We start from the raw sequence: 22,080 nt of genomic DNA on the forward strand, positions 1-22,080 counted from the left end.
ACCATATTCCAATTTTTCTTTACAATCAGAAAAGCCTCAGAATAAATTAATAGCATCTTTCCTATCTCTCATTTCAACTTGTAAAGGAATATCTGCTGTAACTAACTCTCTCATTTTATCTCTAATAGCAAATACTTTTTCTTCAGTTAATCTTTCTTTACCTCTAAAATAACAATAGACATTTTTAGCTACTGTATGGGATATTTCCAGTTTGCTTCTAGGATAAAGTGTTCTGGTTACATAACTTAACAGAAAATAAAGGCTACTTAAATAAACCCAATACCCCTCTCTGTGAGTTATTGGATAGCTTTCTACTCGATCGCCTTCTTTAATACGATGAATATGCGGTACAATTGTATTATTGCAACTATAGGCAATGGAATCATAGTTTAAATACTTTTCCTGAATATAGTCAAATACTATTTTTCCTGCATCTTCTTTTGTCACCAAAAATTCGTTCATCATGAGCCTCCTCTACTTTAAAAAGGTTATTTACAATTATAGCATACCTAACCAACTTTTTCTTTTGTTTTCCCTTATTGATGGGCTATAATATAAAAGGAAAGGAGAGCAAAAATGGAAAACAACAAAAACCTTATTTATACAATCAGAAAAAATGAAGAAGGGATGTCTATCAAACAATTCCTACTTTCAATAGATGTTTCTCCTTCTTATGCTATTCGTTTGAGAAATTTAAATCAAGTCCATAAAAACAATGAAGTCCAACCTTTATGGACGCCCCTAAAAGCAGGCGATATCATAACCATTAATCCTTATCTTTTAAGACCATCAACTATAGAGCCTATTTCCATGAATCTAAACATCCTTTACGAAGATAGAGATTTTATTGCAATTGAAAAGCCTTATGATGTTCCAACTCATCCTACAATTAGACATTTAAAAGATACTGTGGCAAATGGGGTTGCTGCTTACTTTGAAAAAAATGATTGGCTACCAATGTAAGGCCAATCCACCGTTTAGATAAAACAACTTCGGGTATTTTATTATTTGGAAAACATACTCTAGCACAGCATAGTGTCAGTCAACAAATGACTGCTGGACAAACGTCAAAAGTCTATATAGCTCTTATTGAGAGGGAATTCCCCTATAAAAAGGAATCATTCAGCTCCCCATTGACAGGCTCCAGAACACTATTATTAAAAGAGGCGTTAGTCCTCATGGAAAAATGGGGATTACCAGTTATGAATGCTTAGCTATTAGAAATGGCTATTCACTTCTAAAACTAAAACTCTTAACAGGTAGAACACATCAAATCAGATTGCATAATGGACTAGCCCTTTTCTAGCCCTTCGTTCCAGTTCTTTTTCCTTCGTCCACTTTAAAACAGGAGAAACCATTAACTTGTCCTCTTGCTTACCTAAAAACTTCCTTTCTTTTTGGCAGTCCCTCTCAAAAACACAATAGACTTATCTTTATTTAATCCAATCTGTTGGATGTGCACATCAACAGTTTTTCGCATACCATAAAATGCTCCTTTTTCGCTTTCAGAAACCATACAGATAACACGACCTTTCTGATAGCCTCTTCCAGTTCGGCCACTTCTATGCATATAAATTTCCCCTGTTCTAGGCAAGTCATAGTGAATGACACCATCTGTATCAGGAATATCTAAACCTCTAGAAAAAACATCTGTAGTAATTAGAATAGCTAATGTTGCATGCCTAAAGTCTTGAAGTACCTTTTTACGTTCCTCCATGGTCATATTTGTATGTAGCTTAAATATTTTTCTTCTTTGTTTTAAGATACGATTAACTAAACCATCAACACCCTCTGATCGATTAATGAAAACAACTGCTTTATTAATATTAAAACTTTGTAGTAAATAAAACAAACTTTGAGTTTTCCTTTGCTTATCCACCATAATATAGTAGTGTTTCACCAGTGTATTTGAGCCTTCCTCTAATTGCACCACCTCTAAATCTTCTCTATAAGATTTCATTAATTCAATATCTTTATATTTAAAGGTTGCCGAAAAAAAATAAAGAGGCATAGTCTTCAGGGCACTTTGGATAATTGATTTAATGGCCCTTTCATTAGAGCCCCTTAGCACTTTATCACTTTCATCTATTACTAATCCTCTCAAATGACTGCTTTTTATTTTCCCATAATCCATTAATTCATTGAGTCTTGAAGGAACCCCTACTACAATAGCAGGTTTGCTTTTTTTTAGTTTTTCAACCTGTCTTTTGACACCCACCCCATCTGGTAAAAATAGAACACTATCAGTAAAATCCTGAATAACTTTAGTTACTTGAGCACCTAACTCTTTAGTAGGGACTACAACAACAAACTGCACATATTTATTTTCTGCTTTTACTGCATCTACAATTGGCAATACATAAGCCAATGTTTTACCGGAACCTGTAGGTGCTTCAATAACGCTACTTTTTCCCTTCAATAAAAAGGGAATAGCTCTTTCCTGAACAGGAAAAGGTTTATCAGATCCTTTTTCAGTTAATATTTTAGTTAAGGATTCATTAATCCCTAACTTTCTAAAGTCACTCACTTTAATCTCCTAATAAGAAAGATGATAATTCTGAAACATTCTTAACCAAATGATCAACCGCAACTACCTCTAACTCTGCTGAACTGCCATAACCATACAGTACACCTAAACAATCAATACCATTTTCATGAGCCCCAATAACATCATGATCTCTATCACCTATCATCAAAATTTCTTTTTTATCGACAGGCTCAATAACATCTAAAAGGCTAGTAATAACTTGGCTTTTCGTACGAATACGTCCATCAAAAGTAGCTCCTTTAATTTTCTTAAAATAAGGTTTAATTTTAAAATAATCTAAAACAGTTAAAGCACTGGTCTCTGGTTTTGCTGTAGCAATATAAATTTCAATATCCTTCTTTTGGTCTAGACGCTGTAACAATGGCTTAACTCCTTCATAAAGTGTATTTTCATAAATACCTAAAGGAATAAAACGTTCTCTAAAATAGCCAATCATTGTAGCAGCATCTTTTTCACTTAAGCCTAACTTATTTATAAAGGAATCCCATAAGAGTGGTCCTACAAAGCTTTGCAAAAAAGCTTCTGTAGGTTTCTCTAACCCCATTTTATCAATAGCATAATAAAGAGATTTCATAATGCCTTCTTTAGAATCACTTAAGGTACCATCTAAATCAAAAAATATTTTTTTATACGTCATTTCTCTGCCTCATTTCTTCCTTTGACTATATATACAACCACAGTAATCCTGTCGGTAAAATTTTTCTTTTTGAGATATTTCTAATGACCGTTTATAGCCTTCTTTTTTCTTAAAATCACTAACCAAATATTCAATGTTATACTCTTTCTCAAGAGTCTGTCCCAAGGTATTAATGTAGTTAACATTTTTATGAGGGCTAACGGTAAGGGTTGTTGCAAGAAATTGAAAATTATATTCCTCTCCAAACTCAGCAGTTTTTCTTAAACGCATTTCAAAACATTTAAGGCAACGCTGCCCACCTTCAACTTCCAATTCTAATCCCTTAGCTAACCTAAAGAAAATCTCTGCTTCATAATCCCCTTCAACAAACGGTACATTCATTTTTGCCAAATATTTTTGTTGTTCATCTCTTCTTTTAAAATATTCAGCATCAGGATAAATATTAGGATTATAGTAAAAAACAGTGATTTCAAAGTAAGGTTGCAATTTTTCAATTACACTAGCACTACAAGGACCGCAACAACTATGTAATAAAAGGCTTTTCTTTCCTTTAAAATCCGCTATCTTTTTTTCAATTATCTGATTATAATTTATTTTCTCACTCATTTTTTTCACCCTCTTTTATTATAACACATAACAAAACAGCTGGTAGAATTTCAATATAAATTCTACCAGCTGTTTCCCTATTAAAGGTGACGCTTACCGGTTCTTCTCTTTTACATATTCTGAAGTTAAAGGAATCATTGTGTCGTCCCCTCTTCTTAAGGATGTAAAGCCAGCTTCATACAACATGGTTCTACAACCTGACATATCTAAACCTCGGCCCTTATCTGTATTGGCTACTGTGTCTCTAGGATTAGTTCCCCTTTCAGCTGTAATAACGCTTGCACCAGCAACGAGACATAATAATGTTGGTTCATGAATGGACATATACTTCACACTTTCACTTGGAATGGTTACTAGGGTTAAAACAGCAACAATCTGAGCTAATCTCATCTCAGTAATCCTGCCCCTTACTTTCCAAAGGCACCCCTTTTAACTGCAACTCGCCTCATAGCAGCATGTTGAAAACACCCTAAATCGATTCCTATAAACATATTTTCGACAATTTCTTCATTGGTGTGTTCAGGACCAAGAGGTTCACAACATGTATATAAATCTAAACCTGATGCTACAATATTTTTCAAAGTTACAATTCTATCTCCTTTACTTAAACCCGTATCAACACCTTCTCGCAACCCGACAGACATGATAAGCTCCATTTGCACCTGCATCCCTAAAAAGATTAAATGTTTCCGTATCAGTATCCCCAACATTAACCCATATTTGAGTATGGCTTGGAATTGCTCCACGAACTAAGTCTATAATTCTAATCATTTTCTCTTTATCATAAGTATGCATTGCCATTAAAAACAAAGCATAGAGATCACCATCGTCTGTTAAAGCCTTGGCTTCTGCTATAATTTCCTCATCCGTTAAGGATTGTTCCGTAAAAATAGCCTGATTTTCACCGAATACACAGAACTGACAGTTGCCAATACAGGGTGAAATATCAAGTCCAATTTGACCCAAAATCAAACCTGAATTTTCTGCTTTCTTTCTTGAAAGAACCATCTGCAACGGCCTTAATTAATCCAGTTTCAAAAGAAGTTTCTGAAAAAGATAATAGATAAATACAGTCTTCTTTAGTCACAGTTGCTCCCTCTAAACATGCTTTTAATATTTTCTCCAATCTTTTTTCAATCATTTGGCACCTCCTTTATCATTTCGATGCTATTATATCTCATACAAGGACTGCATTCATTGTAAAAGAATACAAACATGACAAAAATATGTTTGATTTTGATAGCTATATTAGTCACTTTTCACTAATGCTTTATTTTATTTTATGAAAATTTTATTAATCATATATTTTAAAGTCATATGAACTATAAAATGTTATAATAGCCATAAACTAAATAACTACGTAAAGGAGAGCAAATGATTTATAATGACCTTAAAGAAAAACTAGTATCATTATTTGATGCTAGCAAACTATCCCATAATGATAATGAATGGGGTTTTATTAATGAAAATAATGCTGATATAAAAAAATAGGATATTGTGTCATTTTAACACCTAAAGCCATTGAGAAAGCCTATAAACATAAGGTGGATTTACTATTAACCCACCAACGCATGGACATTTATTTTTGATATGGCTGAGGAATGCTATGAACGCCTGCAAGCCTACAATATGACCCATTGTTTTTTCATGCCCCTCTTGATGATGCTGATTTTGGAACCAGTAGCTCCCTAGCCAATTCCCTCAATCTCACTCAAAAATCAAAAAAGGTTATTCCCTATGAAGAACACTATTATGCAGGTGTCATTGGTACTTTAGAAGCACCCGCAACTTTCTCTTTTTTTAAGAGATAATTTAATCACAATTTTAGATGAACCAATTAGAGCATACAAAAATAAGAAAGGCTTAATTTCTAAGGTCTGTATTATGGCTGGTGCCGGTAATATGACACCAGACATGCAACTAGCTATTGATGAAGACTGTGATGCCTACATTACCGGAGAATACAACCTTTACTCAGAACTTTTCGGAAAATTTACCGGCATTAATCTTTTAATTGGCAGTCACGCTAATACTGAAATCTTAGGTATCAAAAATCTAGCAAAACTACTTATTGCAGGCACTGATGTAAAAGCCATTAAAATAAAAGAAAAAAACTATTAATACAAAACATAAAAAGACGCTTGCTGAAGCAAGTGTCTTCGTTTTTAAACATCTAATTATTATTGCTGCTTAATATTAAGACCAATAAAAGCCCCTGAAAATAAGGAACTGATTAAACCTAAAACAATGGTTAACCAGATTATTTTTAGAAAGTAAATAACCCATGCAAAAAGTAAAGTCACAATACCAATAAGCAAAAATATTCTGCCAATAGATTGTATTCTATTCTTCATTTACACTAACCTCTTCGCATTTTCCTTTCCATTCACTTTGGATCCTTTTACGGACTTCTTTTCCTTTTAGTTTTTCCAATATTGCAAAAGCGAATAATGCACTTGAACTTGGGCTTTGTGCAGTAATAAGCTGTCTATCAACAACTACTTTTTTATCAATAAAATTGCCTGTTTCCAGTTCTTTTTCCATTCCTTGAAAACACGTATAGTCATAGCCTTTCAACAAGCCTACTTCTTCAAGGACTAAAGGAGCCTCGCAAATAGCGCCAATATAGCCTCCATTATCATAAGCATCTCTGACCAATTTTTTTACAAAGATTGAACTTCTCAAACGATTAACCCCAGCTTTTCCTCCTGGAAGAATAATGGCTGATTGTTCTTTGCTATCAACTTCTTCAATTTTTCCATGTGCATATATTGTCAAATTTCTTACACTATGGAGTTTTCTATTTCCAGTTACTGAAATTAAAGAAACATCTTCAATGTCCCCTCTTTTTAAAATATCAAAAACAGTTACTACCTCTGTTTCTTCAAATCCTGATGCTAACAAAATACTAATCATGTTAACTTAACACCCCTTTTTCGTATATTATTTCTTGCAACACGAGACCTTTGCTAGGTGCAGTCTTTCCCAGTGTCTCTCTTCTTAAAGTATTAAAGCTTTTTAAAAATACATCCTCCTTTAAAAAACCTCTACCAATATCAACTAGTGTTCCAGCAATAATGCGAATCATATTATATAAAAAACCATTACCTGTAATTGAAAGTGTAATGATATTATTATCCTCAAATAATACAGCTTCAAAAATCTGCCTAACGTGGGTTTTAACAGAAGAACCTGTAGCACAAAAAGCTCTGAAGTTATGTTCTCCCTCTATAGTTTTAAAAGCTTTTGTCATTTTTTCAATGTCTAAAGACTGTGAAAAATGATAAGTAAATGGTAACACAAACACATTAGGCACCTTATTTATATCAATTCTATAAAGATATTTTTTCTTCAGAACCTGATAGCGTACATGAAAATCATCTGGAACAAAATAACTTTCATAAATTCTGATGGTTTCTGGTAGCAGATCATTTAAAATAGGCACATATTTCTCATAAGGAATCTTTTTACGGGTTCTAAATTGAATCATCTGACCTTGGGCATGGACACCAGAATCTGTGCGACTGGCACCAATAATCGTAAGAGGTTCTTCCACAACCTTCATAATAGACTGTTCCAAAATATGTTCAATCGTATTATCTGTATTTTTCTGTCTTTGGAAACCATTATAGCCATTACCATTATAGCCCACTTTTAGTACTATATTCATTTAAATAACACTCCTAATAATTAGAGCTACTAAAATTAACAAGAATAAGAGCAGTACAAATACATCATTTTTTTTATAATGAAGCTCTTTAAATTTCGTTCTGCCTCTATCTCCTTTATATCCTCTAGCCTCCATTGCCAAAGCTAAATCATCAGCTCTTGTAAGCGCATTTATAAATAAAGGAATGAGAATAGGAACTAAAGCCTTTACTCTTCTCAATAAATTACCTGTTTCAAAATCAGCACCACGAGCTTTCTGAGCCTTCATAATTTTGTCTGTTTCATCCACTAATGTAGGAATAAATCTCAGAGCAATACTCATCATCATAGCTATTTCATGAGCGGGAACTTTAATTATTTTAAGAGGGGATAGTAGTCCCTCAATGCCATTTGTTAAATTAATAGGTGATGTTGTTAATGTTAATAAGGAAGTAAAAATAACCAAGAAAAAAATTCTCAAAGCCATAAAGGCAGCTACACTTAAACCCTCCCAAGCAATATGAATGAAGCCAAACTCAAAAATTGGTGTTCCCTTGGTAAAAAAGATATTCATAATTGCTGTTAATATAATTAAAAGTAAAATTGGTTTTAACCCTTTGATTATTTTCTTAATTGGAATTTTAGATACATAGATTGTTCCTAAAGTCATTAGTAAAACAAAAATATATTCATATAAAAACTGTACAAAAAAAATGCCAATCATAAATATCATTGCACAGATAATCTTAGTTCTGGGATCTAAACGATGAACAAAGGACTCTCTATACAAATATTGCCCAATAGTTATATCTTTAAGCATGTTTCTTCCCCTTTTTAAAAATTTCCAAAAGCTGACTAACTAATTCTTTATCTCTAAGAGGCTTAAAATCCACACTACAGCCAGCCTCTTTTAGTAAAGCCATTATTTCTACACTAAAAGGCGTTCCCAGTCCCAAAGACAACAAATATTCCCTTTTGGAAAATATTTCTTCTGGTAGCCCTTCTAAAGCAAGACGACCATTTTCCATCACAAGTAAATAATCAGCAACCTCAAAAATATCGTCCATATCGTGAGAAACAAAAAATACAGTCAGTCCCCTCTTTTCCTTAATTTCAAATAATAGGGAAAGCAAATCACTTTTGCTTCTTGGATCTAATCCTGCTGTTGGCTCATCTAAAATTAAAATATCAGGATTCATAGCCAAAACAGATGCAATCGCGACCTTCCTTTTCTCTCCTCCAGATAGTTCATGAGGGGAGCGATTTTGATAGTCTTCATAAGATAGACCGATATCTTCCATAGATAATGCTACATCTTTTTTTACTTCAGCTTCTGTTAGCCCTAAATTTTTAGGTCCAAAAGCAATATCTGCAAATACTGTTTCCTCAAACAACTGATCTTCAGGGTATTGAAAAACCAAACCAACTTTTCTACGTAATTCTTTTAAGCCTTTACCATTTTTATCAATAGTAAATTCATCTATTATAATACAACCTTCTTGAGGCAAGTAAAGTCCATTGAAATGTTGCATTAAAGTTGATTTTCCTGAACCTGTATGACCAATAACCCCTATTGTTTGCCCTGATTCCACTTTAAAGGAAATATCAAAAATACCATATTCTCTGCTATTTACATCATCAATATCATATTGGTACGTTACTGACTTTACTTCAACTGACATAAGCGTTTCACCAATTCCTCTTTCGTTAATATTGTATTTTCTAATTCTAAGCCCTTTTCTTTAAGCATTAAACTAATTTCTAAAGCCTTAGGTAAACGCATCCCAATATTTTCTAAAAGTTTTTTTTCTGAAAATACTGCTTTGGGGGAGCCTTCAATTATAACCTCTCCTTGATCCATAACGACAACTTTATCACTATAGACCACTTCATCCATAAAGTGGGTAATTAAAACAATAGTCATAGCCTCATCTCTATTTAACTGTCTTAAAACCTCAATGACTTCTTTTCTACCTTTAGGATCCAACATAGAAGTTGGTTCATCTAATACTAAATATTCTGGTTTCATAGCCAAAACAGAACCGATGGCACTTCTTTGTTTTTGCCCCCCCGACAAACGGTGAGGAGGTCTTTTTAGATGCTGTTCCATACCTACTTTTTGGGCAGCAGCTAAAATTATAGGCATCATATCTTTTGAAGGAATCCCAAGATTTTCTAAACCAAAGGCAATATCTTCTTCTATAGTGCCTCCAACAAATTGGTTGTCTGGATTTTGAAAAACCATACCAACTCTTTGGCGTACTTGCCAAATATTTTCATTATCTAAAACAGCCATACCTTCAACTGTAATGCTACCTTTTTGTGGCACTATTAATCCATTTAAGTGTTTAGCTAAAGTTGACTTGCCAGAACCATTATGACCAATAATTGAAACAAAGTTGCCTTTTTTTATTTCTATATTTATATTTTTTAGAGTCTCTATAGATTCACCTGATTCTTTCTTATATTCATGGTAGAGACCATCTATTTTAATCAATTTGCATTATCTCCTTTAATTAACTTACCTTATATTATATCTATTATATCAAATTATTGAATGTTTAGTAAATTAATAATAGAAAAGACTTTCCAAATAATCGAAAAGTCTCTTCTAGGTAGAATTACTATTTAGTTAAGACATCTGTAATAATGCCATAGGCACCCTTATTCGTCATAAGTTCAGTTGCTCTTTTTCATTATCTATTGTCCAATAGTATGTTCTAATATTATAGGTTTTATACCCTTTAGCTAAAGCATCAATTCTAGAATCTAAAGTATCTGCTAAAACAACACCAACTTAACTGGACATATACTAAAAAAGTAGACAGGAAAAAGTGAAACATGTTTTAAATAAGTAGACACATAAGAAAGGATAAAATTATGAATAATTACAAGAAATACGATGAAGAATTTAAAAAAAGTATTGTTAATTTACACCAAAACGGTAAAACTCAATCCCAACTTTCTAAAGAATATGGTGTCTCCATGTCTGCTTTACACAAGTGGATTAAACTTTATTCTCAGGTTAGAATTGATGATGATACTATTCTAACCGCTAAGCAGATTAAGGATCTTCAAAAGCGTAATGCTCGACTCTAGGAGGAAAATATCATTTTAAAAAAAGCAATTGCCATATTCACGCCTCACTCAGACAAAGATTAATGGCTGTTCATACCCTTCGTTTTCAGCACGCTATCTCTTTTCTTTGTCATGTCCTTAAAGTGAACCGCAGCTCCTATTACAAATACTTTTCGGAAAAACTTTCTCCTAGAACTATTGAGAATTAAAAACTCCGTCAGCTTATTCTCGGAGATTTGTCATCTTACTAAGAGACGTATTGGCCCATCTAAGATTAAGGCTCTTCTTTCCTATGACTATGGCATCAACATCAGTATTGGTAGAGCGAGCCGCCTGATGACTGACATGAATCTTCCTAAAATGCCTACTATCAAACTTCGGTTTATTCATCCGAGGTCTATTCCCAATTTTGATTGCCCTAACTACCTAAATCAAAATTTTAATGTTCCTCAGCCCAATCAAGTCTGGGCTAGTGACATTACCTATATTAATTTAAATGCCTCTTTTGCTTATCTCTGTGTTATTATGGATTTATTTTCTCGTAAAATTATTGCTTGGAAGCTCTCTCTTAAAATTGATACTTCTCTTGTTAAGGATACTTTTATCAAAGCCTTTTATTCTCAAAAACCTTCTACTTCTCTTATTTTTCATTCTGACAGAGGTTCCTAATATACTTCTTTTATCTTTAGAAAGCTCCTTGATTCTTTTGGTATCATTCAATCTTTTTCTAAGCTTTCTCATCCTTGGGACAATGCTGTCGTTGAGTCCTTTTTAAATATATGAAAAAAGAAGAAATTCTTCGTAGGTCTTTTTCTTCCTTTGCTCAAATTAAGCTTTCCTGCTTTGAACACATTGAGGGCTTCTACAACCCCCTATACGTCCCCACTCTGCTAATAACATTCTTTCTCCTAATTCCAAAGAAGACTATTTTTTCACTTCTATTAAAACTTAATTTCACTTTTTCTATCTACTCTATTGACATTCTTCCAAGCCTACAGCTGAGCCATTAACAATCACACTGCCTGATACTAATTTAACATCAGAAGGTAGCACATCACTTACATTAACATCTGTGCACACAGAATCTTTTTTAGTGTTTTTAGCTTTAATTGTATATTCAATAATATCATCAACAGAGTAAGTAGTTTTACCATTTGCATTGGCTGAGCTTTTTAGCATTTTCACTGTCGGTTCTATTGATTTTACTATGCCATAAGCTTTGTTAGTCATATGAGGAGATACAGCGTCTACAGGAAGTATGTCATCTGTAATCGTGATATAAATTTTTTCACCTGAAGTTAACCCAGATGCTTCCACTGAATTAATATCTACCGTATATTTATTCTCTCCATTAGCATCAACTGGTGATATAGGTGCTGAACCAATTAATGTGCCATTCATTTTATATACATTAACAGTTGCTGGGTTTAAAAATTCACCATACCCATCAATGCGCTTCGCTGATTTTCCCGTAATTTTCAAACCAATTTTACCATCTTCTGGGGTATATTTATAGACTTTTACTGGATTTGTCTCTGATGAACTAGAATAAGTTACACTATCAGCTTCCATTACTAAAGGTTGCTTAATATTCCAGATAGTATTATTTGATTCACCTGCCTCAACAGAGCTGATTCTTGGATTAGCACCATCACCTATAACGGCTTGAGCTACTAATTGTGTACCTGAAGGTAAGCCAGATATATTAACAGTATAATTACCTTTAGTATCTGTTACTGCCTTTGCAATAGGTGTTTCAGTAACTTTTCCAATAGCATACGTTACTATTGTTCCATCAGCTTTTTTAACAAAAACATTTACTTTAATAATCAGGAATAGGAAAAACCTTATCTGTCGATATTATGGACTGCATATAAGCTGTTCCTGATACTGTAGTATCTAAGTCATGAACAGCTGTCATATTACCTGTTCTATTGTGGTTATCTAAATCCACTCTATTCTTTAAATCGCTATCTGTTGTCGGCGGTTTTTGATCAATTGTTACAAAAGGATCAGGATTTTCTTGATAAATACGACCATAGTCTTGTAATTTAAATTCATCTAATTTAGTTGTAACCTTATCTGCACCTGGTCCATATACACCTGGGTTTGTCTTTACAGTACCATTATGCACGCCATTAATAGGATTGCTACCTACTTGCCAAGTTAACACAAGTTTATCATTATCATAGGGTGTTGCTCCTTTATACCACGTGCTAACAGCCGTATCCTTAGCAACAAAACGAACAGCATTATTAGCAGAACCAGCTCCACCAATTACTCTTCCTCCTGCACCATCATTTCTTATATCAAAAGCCCTAGCATTATCAATGGTTATTCTACTATCAGGATGATTCCCTAAATCTACTGCTGGATCACCTATATTATTATTTTTAGCAACTAAAATTCCACCTGAATTAATATTAATAATTAATGCTTTATTAGCGTAGTAACTAGTATTAATTGCTGCATGGGAATAATCACCACCTCTAGCAGGTGCCGGCATATCCCTTACAGAATTTAGTCTACTATGAACTTTTTTACCATTAGGTAAAAATCCAACTCCAGAAATATTAATAGTTGAAGAGGTTTGACTTTGGAAGTTAATTCCACCTCGAGTTCCATCTTTAGTATAAGCATCTAATAGTCCACCGCCAGTAATATTAATATTGCTTTCACCAGTTCCGTCTGAAAAATAAGCACTATAGTCTCCGCCATTATGAACTAAATTCAATTCAGAACCTGCACCATCAATATTTATTTCTGTCTTACCTGCAACAGTATAAATAGTGCTATTTCTTTGACTTGTTAAGTTTGTTTTGGCGCGCCACCCTTAACATTATATACAGCAATATTATTTGAACCTCCAGGAACTTCATTAGCAATAGCCCAAGAGTCACCCTCTGCATTTAAAACCGTTTCTTGACCTTCTGCATTAAGAGTCCTGTTACCTCCTGCTAAAGAAATAGCTCTATAACCAGTTGATTTTATATTCACTTGTGCGCCATCTTTAAAGGTTACAACTTTAGTAACATTGTTTCCATATAAAGATAGTGCAGCATACTCTGTATTAACATTAGTTGGTGTACAGTTGATATTAAGAACACCACCCTTACCTACCGCTAAATTTTTATTACCAGTAGAATTATTTTTAAAAACTAAACCATTACCATTCATACTTTTTATATTTAATTCACCATTAAGAACCATTGTTTGCTGACCATTACCATCTAGCAAAAAAGGAGCTGGACTACTATAAACATTAGAGGAAATAACATTACTTTCCACATTCATGAAAGCATCCTTTTTAATATTAACATCAATTTTAACATTATTGCCTACAGATATTGCTTCACCTGATATACCTGCTGTAATTGATGTTCTTGTATTTTTAAGATTTACTTTAGCACCTGATAATACAGTAAAGCTATCGGCTACTGTCGAAATAATGGATGCATTGTTTGATGTTAATGATGATGTTGTTGTTCCCATAAAAGTGATTTCTTTATATCCTTTAACAAGAACGTCTTTTCCATTAATATTATTTTGACCATCAAAAGCAATTTTTCCAGTCGTTAAACTTTGATTTTCTACTAAACCACCTATTAATGTTGAATTAACATTATTAATTAAGGCATCTCAATTACTGGAACTATCATTAATAAAAACAGTTCCAGCACTCTCTAATTTTATATTAGAAAAAGCAATTTTTCCTGTAGTCGATTGTAAAGGCTTAAGATTTGCCGTATCACCGCTACCTGTAAATGTAATTGAATTCCCATTACCTTCAATGGTTAACTCTTTACTTGGAATAGGAATAGTCCTAGCTCCAGAATCCCTTATAATATTACCGTTCAAAACAATTTTAGTTATAGTAGGTGAAGATACTGCTGTCATAAAATCTATCCATGTAGAAACGGTAGCTGTTGTACCATTGTCACCGAACGTGACAATATCTATAACCTCAATATTTTCATCTAATGCTTTACCTTCATTGTCTACAACTTGAGTATACAGTCTACTCTGTGACTGTTCTTCATCTACAGTTGTCTTAAAAGTAATTTCATTAGCGCCCTCTTGAAGAACGGCTAGATTTAATGATGCTATTTGTTTATTACTGTCATTAGCATCCACCATCATATCCTAATCCTCATGGCTCCCTTTAGTTAAAGCTTTACCATTTAAGAACATTTCTCCAGCAAAAGTTTCACTTTCGCTGAATTCATTTGTTAAAAAGAGCTGTTGGTCATCAGATCCTTTTTTTACTGTTTATGTTCCCTTTATTCAAAGCAATTGAATATGAAACCTCTTTCCCATTAGTTTTATGATTTATATTTAAAAGACCTGTAGAACTTCCAAATATACCATTAGCGCTTCCCGCTATAGCCACGCTGTTTAGTATTACTGATAGCAGAAATACAACCAGCATGAAAAATGCTTGTTTTTTTAATATTTTATTCACTTAATCAAACCTCCCATTTTGCCAATCAATACTGTATTGACTAATCAAACCTCTTAATACCAATATTAAAATATAGTTACTATGACCAATTAGCATACTATACTTTATTATATTTAATTTTAAAAAAAATTGAATTTTTATTCAAAATGATTCTAATAATATTCTAACATTGTAATAATTACGTTTCAATTAATTTAAAGTATAAATTTCAATTCTTGTTCGTAATTTTTTAATTTTTTGTTAATTAAAATTTAATTAAATAGATTATCACATATATATGTTTCATAATTCCCAATACAAGAACATCTTTACCAATGTGTCATTCTACTAAATAATACAGATTTATTATATCAATTTTATTACGAGAGTTGAGAAGATGCAGAAACACCCTCTCAACATATTCATTTTATAATCATAACTGTAGACTTTTCTCTAAAATTATTGTTCATTCAATAAATTTTTAATTTTTTTAAATGCTTGGTATTTTTTAATAATGTCTGAGATTTATCCTTTATCTCCACATTATTAATATGTAAAGGTTGTTTTTCAATTAAAGGATGTCCCACTTCAACACCCATATCAGCAGCTTTTTCTCCGTTAAAATTCCCTGAACTGGTTGGACACTCTTTTTTCCTGTTTTTCTTTTCTTTATGTTTTGAGTAATGGCTGCATCATCATACCCTTTTACTGAAACGATATTTATAATGTCCTTATCATCAATCCTAGGATTAATAATAGTGTCAAATACAAGGGTTCTACGATCACCACTATTAAAATCTCCTAAACTAATTTTTAAAACATTATTGTTGAATATTTCTGAATCCTCTAAATGTACCCCCCCATCTAAATAAACTGCACCTGGTTTATAAGTTACTTCAATTGGCAATTCATCTATTAAGATTACACTTTCCCATAAAGACTCTTCAACAGCTCTATTGCCAACATCTATTGTATATCTCACAATATCACCTGGTTGATTTCTACCATCGGTAGAATTCAAATTTTTAGATACTTTTGATACACGAGATTTAACAGGATACTTGGTTACTTCAATACCGATAGCAGAATTATTAATAGTTTTTCCTGCTGCACTTCCTAAAATTACTGACTCAAAAGTGACAGTTACTGACTGTCCATTGACAATATCACCTAACTCAACCTCTAGTTCTCTATATTGAGAATCATATGTTGCTTTTCCTCCTGCAACTACACCATCTATTTGCACACTATTTACATCAATATTAAGTCCTTCTGGTATAAAATCAAAGAAGTGTTATATCTTGCCAAATGGAGCTATTTAAAGCTTTGTTAGAGACCACAATGGAGTATTTTAAGGTATCGCCTACATAGTTTTTGCCATCATGTGATGTTAAATTCTGCACACTTTTAATTACACTAGGAACTACTGGAGATTCGGAAATGGCCACTGCTGCTTCTGTAACCTCTTTTGAAACTAGAACATTCTGGTCGTTTTCATCAATAGCTATGCCTTTAACACGTGCTGTATTATTAAAAGTTTGTCCATATCCAGAAGTAATTTTTATTTCAAATGTCACAGTAGATATTTTACCGCCTGACGCAACTCCTAGTGTACTCATATCCCCTATTGAAATTGAATTCAAATCATATTAGCTCCCTAAACCGTTAACTTTTAAAGAGCTTGGAATAAATTCAACTTGTGAAGGCAATGTATCTTTTAAAACAACGTCTTTCCAAATGGAATCCATTTTTTATTGTCCATAGTAATGGCATAACGAATAGTATCTCCTACAAAATATTTGACATCGTTTCTGGAGAGGTTCTCTACTGTTTTCTTAAGAGATACTTCTGGCATTGTGGATTCTACAATGCCAAATGCCTTATTCGTTTTATGAGGTTTAATAGTATCAACTGGGTCTATATCATCCGTTATGGTTACATATATTATTTCACCTGATTGCAATTTATCTGCTTCAGCCGCTTCAACAGTTACATTAAACAAATTATTCCCAGTCGTATCTCCATTTGCAAGCAGCGCTGAACCAATTAATGTATCATCATTTTTGTAGACATTAACAGTTGCTGGATTTGTTAATATGCTACTGTAATCATTAACTCTTTCTGCTGATTTTCCTTTAACATTTATACCTATTTTGCCATCTGCTTTTTTACAAAAAGATTTATTTTTGTATCAGACATAGCAAATACCTTATCAGGTGATATTATGGATTGCATATAAGCAGTACCTGATACGGTTGTATCCATATCATGGACAGAAGTCATACTTTGAGTTCTGCCATGAGTCCCTATATCCACTCGACTTTTTAAATCAGCTTCTGTTGTTGCTGGTTTTTGATCAATAGTAATAAATGGATCTGGATTTTCTTGATAAATACGGCCATATTCTTGTAGTTTAAATTCGTTTACTCGAGCAGTTGCTTTATTTGCTCCTGGTCCAAACACCCCTGGATTGGTATACGTTGTACCATTATGAAAAGCATTAATTGGATTACTTCCTGCCTGCTATGATAATACTAATTTATTATTATCATAAGGTCATTTCCTATATACCATGTGCTTATAGCTGTATTTTTAGCTATAAAACGAATGGCATCATTTTTTGATAAAAATCCACCAATAGCTCTTCCTCCAGAACCATCATTTCTAATATCAAAAGCTCTCGCATTATCAATGGTAACTTTACTATCTCTATGCGAGCCTCAATCAATAGCGGGATCTTTCTCGCTGTTGTTTTTTTTGCGACTAATATACCGCCTGCATTTACATTGATTGTTAGCGGCATAATTCCATAGTAACTAATACTAATGGCAGCATGGGAATAATCGCCAAGTGTGCTTTTAGTATTTTCTTTAATTGAATTTACTCTAATATAAAATTTACTCTAATATAAATTTTAGTGCCATCCTCTAACATTCCTGTGCCCGAAATATTAATAGCTGCAGATTTTTGACTTTGGAAATTAATACCAGCTCTGTGTCCTTCATTTGTATAAGCGTCTAATAAGCCACCACCTGTAATATTGATAGTACTAACACCAGTACCATCAGAAAAATAAGCACCATATAATCCACCATTATGAATTAACTTAAATTCTGACCCTGGACCGTCTACATTCATAGTTGTCTGAGCAGCAACTGTATAGATTGTACTATCTCTCTGACTTGTTAAAATAGCTTTAGCGCCACCTTTAACATTATAAGTAGCAACATTTTGAACCGCCAGGAATTTCATTAGCAATAGACAAATAGCTACCTTCTGCATTTAAGACTGTCCCTTTGCCTTCAGTATTAAGGGTCCTATTTCCTCCTGCTAATGAAATGGCCTCTATAGCCTGCAGATTTAATATTGACTTGTGCACCATCTTTAAATGTCACAACCTTTATTACATTATTTCCATACAATGACAATGCTGCATATTCAGTTGTGTTATTGGCTGGAGTACAATCAATATTAAGAACACCACCTGCAGCAACTGTAGAATTTTTATCTCCTGTGGAATTGTGTTTAAAAACTAAACTATTTCCATTTTTTACTTTTTACATTTAATTCTCCAGTAATAGTCATTACTTGAGAACCATTTCCATCTATTAAAAACGGAGCAGGGCTACTGTATACATTTGAGGTAGTAGCATTACCTTCAACATTGACAACAGCGCCTTTTTCAATATTTAACTCTACTCTAGAAGTATTTCCAACAACTAAGGCATCTCCAGTTGTATTGGTATTTTTAAAACTTACGTTTGCACCAGATGAAACATTAAATCGATCTGCTCTACTAGCTTGTATCGTAGTATTATTTGAAACCATTTCAGTAGTTGTTGAGCCTAAGAAGCTTATATCCTTATAGCCCTTTACTAAAACACTTGTTCCTCTAATACTATTATTACCATCAAAAACAACTTTACCGGAATTAGTATTGCTATTATCTAGTAATCCAGCAATTGATGTAGTAGATACATTATTAATTAAAATATCCCAGTTACTATAACTGTCATTTTTGAAAACAACACCAGAACTTTCTAATTTGACATTAACAAATGACACCTTACCTGAAGTGGATCTAGAAGGTTGCATAGTTGTTGTAATACGATTGCCAGTAAAGTTAATAGATTGCCATTTCCGTTGATTATTAAATCTTTACTAGGAAGGTTCATAATTGTTGAGCCAGATGTTCTAGTAATATTCCCTTTCAAATCAATTTGTGTAACACTTGGTGAAGAAACAGCAGCCATAAATTCTGACCAACTTGAAACATTAACAGCATCTGACCTAGCACCAAATGTTGAAATTTCTGGTAAAGCTTCTTCATCCACGTTATCAATTAGATCTAATTTTTCTTCTTGCTCTTCAGCAACTTCATCTATCTTATTTTCTTCTAAAGGTACTGTTTCAATATTTTCATCATAAGCTTTACCTTCACTATTAACAATTTGAGTATAAAACCTACTTTCTTTTTCCTCATCATAAACATGCGTCTTAAAAGATATTTTATTCTCACCTTCTTTTAAGATATTTAAATTAATAGAGGCAATTTGTTTATTTACCCCATTAGCATCAACCATCATATCCCAATCATCATAACTACCACGCTTTAGCACTTCATCATTTAAATACATTTCCCCAGCAAAAAAATTCATTTTCACTAAATTCATTTGTTAGAAAAAGATCTTGATTATTTTCTTTTAGCGATAGAATTTTATCTTTTTCTAAAGTAATGGAATAAGAGACTTCTTGTCCAATAGCCTCATGTTCAATATTAAACAAATGCTTGTCTGCACTCATTACATTACCAGCACTTATTGCTACTGCAATACAGTTTAGTATTACTGAAAAGAAAAATACCATTAGCATAAACAAAGCTTGCTTTTTCATCACTTTACTCATTTTATACCCTCCCTATTTTGAAAAAAATCTATTTTTCACTTTAAGTAATTTATATCAATTCACAATTTTACTTTAAAATCATAAAATGCTACACAATATGTGAACAATAATTCATGACATATATTTCCTGAACTAGATTTTTTGACCAATACACCATAGTTTTAGACACACTTAAATTATCATCTCCAATAGATTAAAGCAATAATAAACGCCGATTAGGAACCCAATACATAATATATCTTAAGAAGCAATCTCTTTTTATATTAATTACAAATCTGTAATTTTATATTCTCTGTACACATCATCATTAGGCAATTACAGCTTTTAAGTTTAAATATCTTCTTGTTAAAACCCTATAATAAAAGGGAATTTTTTTAATCTTAACTCAAACTAAACACATAAAATTATATTGCTAAAAACAAATATAATTAACTGCATTTAATTCACTTTTGAACTCATTTTAATCTTTCTGAATTACTTGTAAAAAAAGATATTAAAAAGAATATTTCACGTGAAACATTCTTTTTAATATCTTCCTATGTTATAATTTAAAATAAAGTAATAACTATTATAGAAGGAAGTAAATATGAAAACTATAGCAATTATTAACCAAAAAGGCGGCGTTGCAAAAACAACGACTACAATAAACCTAGGAGCTTACTTAGCATCTTTAGGAAAAAAAACACTTATTGTTGATTTAGACCCTCAAGGTAATGCAACAAGCGGCCTTGGCATTAATCGTTTTGATTTAAGCAAATGCATCTATGATGGACTAATTAATGATGAACCTGTTGAAAATGTTATTCACAAAACAGCAGTAGAAGACCTGGATTTGATTCCAGCAACTATTCAGCTAGCAGGTGCAGAAATAGAAATGGTAGCAGTTATTAGTAGAGAATACTTACTAAAAAATTTACTAAAAACAATAGTCAATTATGATTATATCTTAATTGACTGTCCACCATCTCTCGGCTTACTTACATTAAATGCTCTCACTGCAGCAGATAACTACATTGTACCAATTCAATGTGAATACTATGCATTAGAAGGATTAGGACAACTTCTTAAAACTGTAGAATTAGTAAAAAAAGGTCTCAACCCAGACTTAGAAATGCGTGGTGCCTTAATGACAATGTACAACGCTAACACAAACTTATCAGCTCAAGTGGTAGCAGAAGTAAAAGCATACTTTAAAGAAAAAGCATTTAAGTCTATTATTCCTAGGAGCATACGTCTATCTGAAGCACCTAGCCATGGAGAGCCAATTAGTATTTATGATAAACAATCAAAAGGAGCTTTAGCCTATGAGGCTTTAGCAAAGGAGGTAATTAAGCGTGGCTAAAAAAGGATTAGGAAAAGGACTCTCGGCTCTAATTCTTGAAAAAGAGAATCAATCAGAAAACCAAAACAATATTTTAACTTTAGCAATTAGTAAAATCAGACCAAACCCCAACCAACCTAGAAAAATATTTGAAAAAAAACCATTAAATGAATTAGCATCTTCAATAAAAGAACATGGTATATTACAGCCTTTGGTAGCTTTCAAAAAAGGAAGCGCCTACTATTTAATTTCTGGAGAAAGAAGGCTAAGAGCTGCTCAGTTAGCAGGTTTATCAAAAGTACCTGTGCTCTTAAAGAATGTAAGTGATGAAAGCTCATCGGAATTAGCAATTATTGAAAATATACAGAGAGAAAATTTATCACCACTTGAAGAAAGTGAAGCCTATGAACAACTCATAAGCCAATTTTCCCTCACACAGGATATGGTAGCTAAAAAAGTTGGAAAAAGCAGAAGCTATATTACAAATTTACTGCGTTTAAAACAACTACCTAAACAAGTTATAAATTATATAGAAAAAGGTGAACTTTCAGCCAGCCATGGACGCTCAATTTTAGCAATAGATGAATGTTATCAGGAGACATTAGCAGACTATATAGTAGAAAATCGATTAAATGTACGAGAAGTTGAGGCTTTAGTAAAAGATTTTTCTATTGAGAAAATCAGTAAAAAAACACCTACAACGAAAACCCTAGGAAATAATGAAAAGGATGTTCATAGGGAAGCAGTTGAAAAAGATTTAGAATCAATTTTTGGTACAAAAGTATTTATTAAAGGTAAAAACAAGGGAAGCATAGTATTAAAATACCATAATGAAGAAGATTTAATAAGAATTGTTGAAAAACTTTTGAAATAAAATGTTTCACGTGAAACAAGGA

The 22,080-nt window shown here is 32.7% G+C and carries 34 protein-coding genes and 2 pseudogenes; 6 read left to right on the plus strand and 30 right to left on the minus strand.

Going from position 1 to position 22,080, the window contains the following annotated elements; genetic code table 11:
* Positions 1 to 36: 36 nt before the first annotated feature.
* Positions 37 to 462: a hypothetical protein gene (locus AZF37_RS09680; RefSeq protein ID WP_088370587.1), complete on the minus strand. Its 426-nt coding sequence runs from the start codon at positions 460 to 462 to the stop codon at positions 37 to 39.
* A gap of 114 nt (positions 463 to 576) precedes the next feature.
* On the opposite strand from AZF37_RS09680, the gene AZF37_RS09685 reads away from it, so the two are divergent.
* Both AZF37_RS09685 and AZF37_RS09690 read left to right on the plus strand, forming a co-directional pair.
* A complete protein-coding gene (locus AZF37_RS09685) occupies positions 577 to 963 on the plus strand; it encodes an RluA family pseudouridine synthase (protein ID WP_088370588.1) in 387 nt (128 codons plus the stop codon).
* Positions 948 to 1,306, plus strand: a pseudogene (locus AZF37_RS09690) (pseudouridine synthase). Before AZF37_RS09685 ends, AZF37_RS09690 begins: the two are co-directional and overlap by 16 nt.
* 72 nt (positions 1,307 to 1,378) lie before the next feature.
* On the opposite strand, the gene AZF37_RS09695 reads toward AZF37_RS09690, so the two are convergent.
* From AZF37_RS09695 to AZF37_RS09725, 7 genes are all read right to left on the minus strand, one after another.
* Positions 1,379 to 2,527 carry a DEAD/DEAH box helicase gene (locus AZF37_RS09695; RefSeq protein ID WP_088370590.1) on the minus strand — a complete coding sequence of 383 codons (1,149 nt, stop codon included), beginning with the start codon at positions 2,525 to 2,527 and terminating at the stop codon, positions 1,379 to 1,381.
* A 1-nt stretch (position 2,528) separates the two neighbouring features.
* Positions 2,529 to 3,185: an HAD hydrolase-like protein gene (locus AZF37_RS09700; protein ID WP_088370591.1), complete on the minus strand. Its 657-nt coding sequence runs from the start codon at positions 3,183 to 3,185 to the stop codon at positions 2,529 to 2,531.
* 9 nt (positions 3,186 to 3,194) lie between these two features.
* Complete coding sequence (locus AZF37_RS09705) at positions 3,195 to 3,791, minus strand: epoxyqueuosine reductase QueH (RefSeq protein WP_088370592.1); 597 nt, start codon at positions 3,789 to 3,791, stop codon at positions 3,195 to 3,197.
* Positions 3,792 to 3,884: 93 nt separating this feature from the next.
* Positions 3,885 to 4,181 carry a hypothetical protein gene (locus AZF37_RS09710; RefSeq protein WP_088370593.1) on the minus strand — a complete coding sequence of 99 codons (297 nt, stop codon included), beginning with the start codon at positions 4,179 to 4,181 and terminating at the stop codon, positions 3,885 to 3,887.
* A gap of 17 nt (positions 4,182 to 4,198) precedes the next feature.
* Positions 4,199 to 4,435, minus strand: a complete 237-nt coding sequence (locus tag AZF37_RS09715) for a hypothetical protein (RefSeq protein WP_162474065.1) — start codon at positions 4,433 to 4,435, stop codon at positions 4,199 to 4,201.
* On the minus strand, positions 4,407 to 4,763 hold the full coding sequence (locus AZF37_RS09720; RefSeq protein WP_088370595.1) for a radical SAM family protein: 357 nt from the start codon (positions 4,761 to 4,763) through the stop codon (positions 4,407 to 4,409). The genes AZF37_RS09715 and AZF37_RS09720 overlap by 29 nt, the downstream gene beginning before the upstream one ends.
* Entirely contained in the window at positions 4,738 to 4,932 is a 195-nt protein-coding gene (locus tag AZF37_RS09725) for a hypothetical protein (protein WP_088370596.1), read from the minus strand. Before AZF37_RS09725 ends, AZF37_RS09720 begins: the two co-directional genes overlap by 26 nt.
* 695 nt (positions 4,933 to 5,627) lie before the next feature.
* Here AZF37_RS09725 and AZF37_RS09730 point away from each other — a divergent pair.
* On the plus strand, positions 5,628 to 5,912 hold the full coding sequence (locus AZF37_RS09730; RefSeq protein ID WP_281178968.1) for a Nif3-like dinuclear metal center hexameric protein: 285 nt from the start codon (positions 5,628 to 5,630) through the stop codon (positions 5,910 to 5,912).
* A 59-nt stretch (positions 5,913 to 5,971) separates the two neighbouring features.
* On the opposite strand, the gene AZF37_RS10805 is transcribed toward AZF37_RS09730, so the two are convergent.
* From AZF37_RS10805 to AZF37_RS09755, 6 genes are read right to left on the minus strand one after another with little or no spacing between them, the layout of a single operon-like run.
* A complete protein-coding gene (locus tag AZF37_RS10805) occupies positions 5,972 to 6,145 on the minus strand; it encodes a hypothetical protein (RefSeq protein ID WP_162474067.1) in 174 nt (57 codons plus the stop codon).
* Positions 6,135 to 6,707 carry a DJ-1 family glyoxalase III gene (locus AZF37_RS09735; RefSeq protein WP_088370598.1) on the minus strand — a complete coding sequence of 191 codons (573 nt, stop codon included), beginning with the start codon at positions 6,705 to 6,707 and terminating at the stop codon, positions 6,135 to 6,137. The genes AZF37_RS10805 and AZF37_RS09735 overlap by 11 nt, the downstream gene beginning before the upstream one ends.
* 1 nt (position 6,708) lies before the next feature.
* Complete coding sequence (gene truA / locus AZF37_RS09740) at positions 6,709 to 7,461, minus strand: tRNA pseudouridine(38-40) synthase TruA (RefSeq protein ID WP_088370599.1); 753 nt, start codon at positions 7,459 to 7,461, stop codon at positions 6,709 to 6,711.
* Positions 7,462 to 8,259, minus strand: a complete 798-nt coding sequence (locus tag AZF37_RS09745) for an energy-coupling factor transporter transmembrane component T family protein (RefSeq protein WP_088370600.1) — start codon at positions 8,257 to 8,259, stop codon at positions 7,462 to 7,464.
* Positions 8,252 to 9,121, minus strand: coding sequence for an energy-coupling factor transporter ATPase (locus AZF37_RS09750; protein WP_088370601.1), 870 nt, complete (start codon positions 9,119 to 9,121; stop codon positions 8,252 to 8,254). The genes AZF37_RS09745 and AZF37_RS09750 overlap by 8 nt, the downstream gene beginning before the upstream one ends.
* Positions 9,106 to 9,936, minus strand: a complete 831-nt coding sequence (locus tag AZF37_RS09755) for an energy-coupling factor transporter ATPase (protein ID WP_088370602.1) — start codon at positions 9,934 to 9,936, stop codon at positions 9,106 to 9,108. The genes AZF37_RS09750 and AZF37_RS09755 overlap by 16 nt, the downstream gene beginning before the upstream one ends.
* 383 nt (positions 9,937 to 10,319) lie before the next feature.
* Here AZF37_RS09755 and AZF37_RS09760 point away from each other — a divergent pair.
* Positions 10,320 to 11,469, plus strand: a pseudogene (locus AZF37_RS09760) (IS3 family transposase).
* A 20-nt stretch (positions 11,470 to 11,489) separates the two neighbouring features.
* Here the strand turns inward: AZF37_RS09760 and AZF37_RS09765 are convergent.
* The 16 genes from AZF37_RS09765 to AZF37_RS09845 all read right to left on the minus strand — a co-directional run bounded on the left by AZF37_RS09765 (position 11,490) and on the right by AZF37_RS09845 (position 19,863).
* On the minus strand, positions 11,490 to 12,089 hold the full coding sequence (locus tag AZF37_RS09765) for a hypothetical protein (protein WP_088370603.1): 600 nt from the start codon (positions 12,087 to 12,089) through the stop codon (positions 11,490 to 11,492).
* Positions 12,090 to 12,339: 250 nt separating this feature from the next.
* Positions 12,340 to 13,251, minus strand: a complete 912-nt coding sequence (locus tag AZF37_RS09770) for a hypothetical protein (RefSeq protein WP_088370604.1) — start codon at positions 13,249 to 13,251, stop codon at positions 12,340 to 12,342.
* Positions 13,252 to 13,325: 74 nt separating this feature from the next.
* Positions 13,326 to 14,009 carry a hypothetical protein gene (locus AZF37_RS09775; RefSeq protein ID WP_162474068.1) on the minus strand — a complete coding sequence of 228 codons (684 nt, stop codon included), beginning with the start codon at positions 14,007 to 14,009 and terminating at the stop codon, positions 13,326 to 13,328.
* Between the two features lie 147 nt (positions 14,010 to 14,156).
* Positions 14,157 to 14,657, minus strand: coding sequence for a pectate lyase-like adhesive domain-containing protein (locus tag AZF37_RS09785; RefSeq protein WP_162474069.1), 501 nt, complete (start codon positions 14,655 to 14,657; stop codon positions 14,157 to 14,159).
* A 109-nt stretch (positions 14,658 to 14,766) separates the two neighbouring features.
* The gene (locus AZF37_RS09790; RefSeq protein WP_088370608.1) at positions 14,767 to 14,979 is read right to left on the minus strand and encodes a hypothetical protein; all 213 of its coding nucleotides are present in this window, start codon (positions 14,977 to 14,979) and stop codon (positions 14,767 to 14,769) included.
* 550 nt (positions 14,980 to 15,529) lie between these two features.
* On the minus strand, positions 15,530 to 16,204 hold the full coding sequence (locus AZF37_RS09795; protein ID WP_088370609.1) for a hypothetical protein: 675 nt from the start codon (positions 16,202 to 16,204) through the stop codon (positions 15,530 to 15,532).
* Positions 16,205 to 16,241: 37 nt separating this feature from the next.
* On the minus strand, positions 16,242 to 16,577 hold the full coding sequence (locus AZF37_RS09800) for a hypothetical protein (protein WP_162474070.1): 336 nt from the start codon (positions 16,575 to 16,577) through the stop codon (positions 16,242 to 16,244).
* Positions 16,578 to 16,607: 30 nt separating this feature from the next.
* Positions 16,608 to 16,706: a hypothetical protein gene (locus AZF37_RS13560; RefSeq protein WP_088370611.1), complete on the minus strand. Its 99-nt coding sequence runs from the start codon at positions 16,704 to 16,706 to the stop codon at positions 16,608 to 16,610.
* Complete coding sequence (locus AZF37_RS09810) at positions 16,676 to 16,960, minus strand: hypothetical protein (protein WP_088370612.1); 285 nt, start codon at positions 16,958 to 16,960, stop codon at positions 16,676 to 16,678. The genes AZF37_RS13560 and AZF37_RS09810 overlap by 31 nt, the downstream gene beginning before the upstream one ends.
* A 146-nt stretch (positions 16,961 to 17,106) precedes the next feature.
* Positions 17,107 to 17,421 carry a hypothetical protein gene (locus AZF37_RS09815; RefSeq protein WP_088370613.1) on the minus strand — a complete coding sequence of 105 codons (315 nt, stop codon included), beginning with the start codon at positions 17,419 to 17,421 and terminating at the stop codon, positions 17,107 to 17,109.
* 133 nt (positions 17,422 to 17,554) lie between these two features.
* A complete protein-coding gene (locus AZF37_RS09820) occupies positions 17,555 to 17,761 on the minus strand; it encodes a hypothetical protein (RefSeq protein WP_088370614.1) in 207 nt (68 codons plus the stop codon).
* 77 nt (positions 17,762 to 17,838) lie between these two features.
* Positions 17,839 to 18,210, minus strand: coding sequence for a hypothetical protein (locus AZF37_RS09825; RefSeq protein WP_162474071.1), 372 nt, complete (start codon positions 18,208 to 18,210; stop codon positions 17,839 to 17,841).
* Entirely contained in the window at positions 18,173 to 18,340 is a 168-nt protein-coding gene (locus tag AZF37_RS10935; protein WP_172793119.1) for a hypothetical protein, read from the minus strand. Before AZF37_RS10935 ends, AZF37_RS09825 begins: the two co-directional genes overlap by 38 nt.
* 155 nt (positions 18,341 to 18,495) lie before the next feature.
* Complete coding sequence (locus AZF37_RS09835) at positions 18,496 to 19,023, minus strand: hypothetical protein (RefSeq protein ID WP_088370617.1); 528 nt, start codon at positions 19,021 to 19,023, stop codon at positions 18,496 to 18,498.
* Positions 18,999 to 19,616 carry a pectate lyase-like adhesive domain-containing protein gene (locus AZF37_RS09840; RefSeq protein WP_342668726.1) on the minus strand — a complete coding sequence of 206 codons (618 nt, stop codon included), beginning with the start codon at positions 19,614 to 19,616 and terminating at the stop codon, positions 18,999 to 19,001. Before AZF37_RS09840 ends, AZF37_RS09835 begins: the two co-directional genes overlap by 25 nt.
* Positions 19,582 to 19,863 carry a hypothetical protein gene (locus AZF37_RS09845; protein WP_088370619.1) on the minus strand — a complete coding sequence of 94 codons (282 nt, stop codon included), beginning with the start codon at positions 19,861 to 19,863 and terminating at the stop codon, positions 19,582 to 19,584. Before AZF37_RS09845 ends, AZF37_RS09840 begins: the two co-directional genes overlap by 35 nt.
* Positions 19,864 to 20,449: 586 nt before the next feature.
* On the opposite strand from AZF37_RS09845, the gene AZF37_RS09850 reads away from it, so the two are divergent.
* Positions 20,450 to 21,205, plus strand: a complete 756-nt coding sequence (locus tag AZF37_RS09850) for a ParA family protein (protein ID WP_088370620.1) — start codon at positions 20,450 to 20,452, stop codon at positions 21,203 to 21,205.
* A complete protein-coding gene (locus AZF37_RS09855; protein WP_088370621.1) occupies positions 21,198 to 22,058 on the plus strand; it encodes a ParB/RepB/Spo0J family partition protein in 861 nt (286 codons plus the stop codon). Before AZF37_RS09850 ends, AZF37_RS09855 begins: the two co-directional genes overlap by 8 nt.
* Positions 22,059 to 22,080: the final 22 nt, after the last annotated feature.

Origin of the sequence: endosymbiont 'TC1' of Trimyema compressum (assembly GCF_001584725.1) — a bacterium.
Lineage (GTDB): Bacteria > Bacillota > TC1 > TC1 > TC1 > TC1.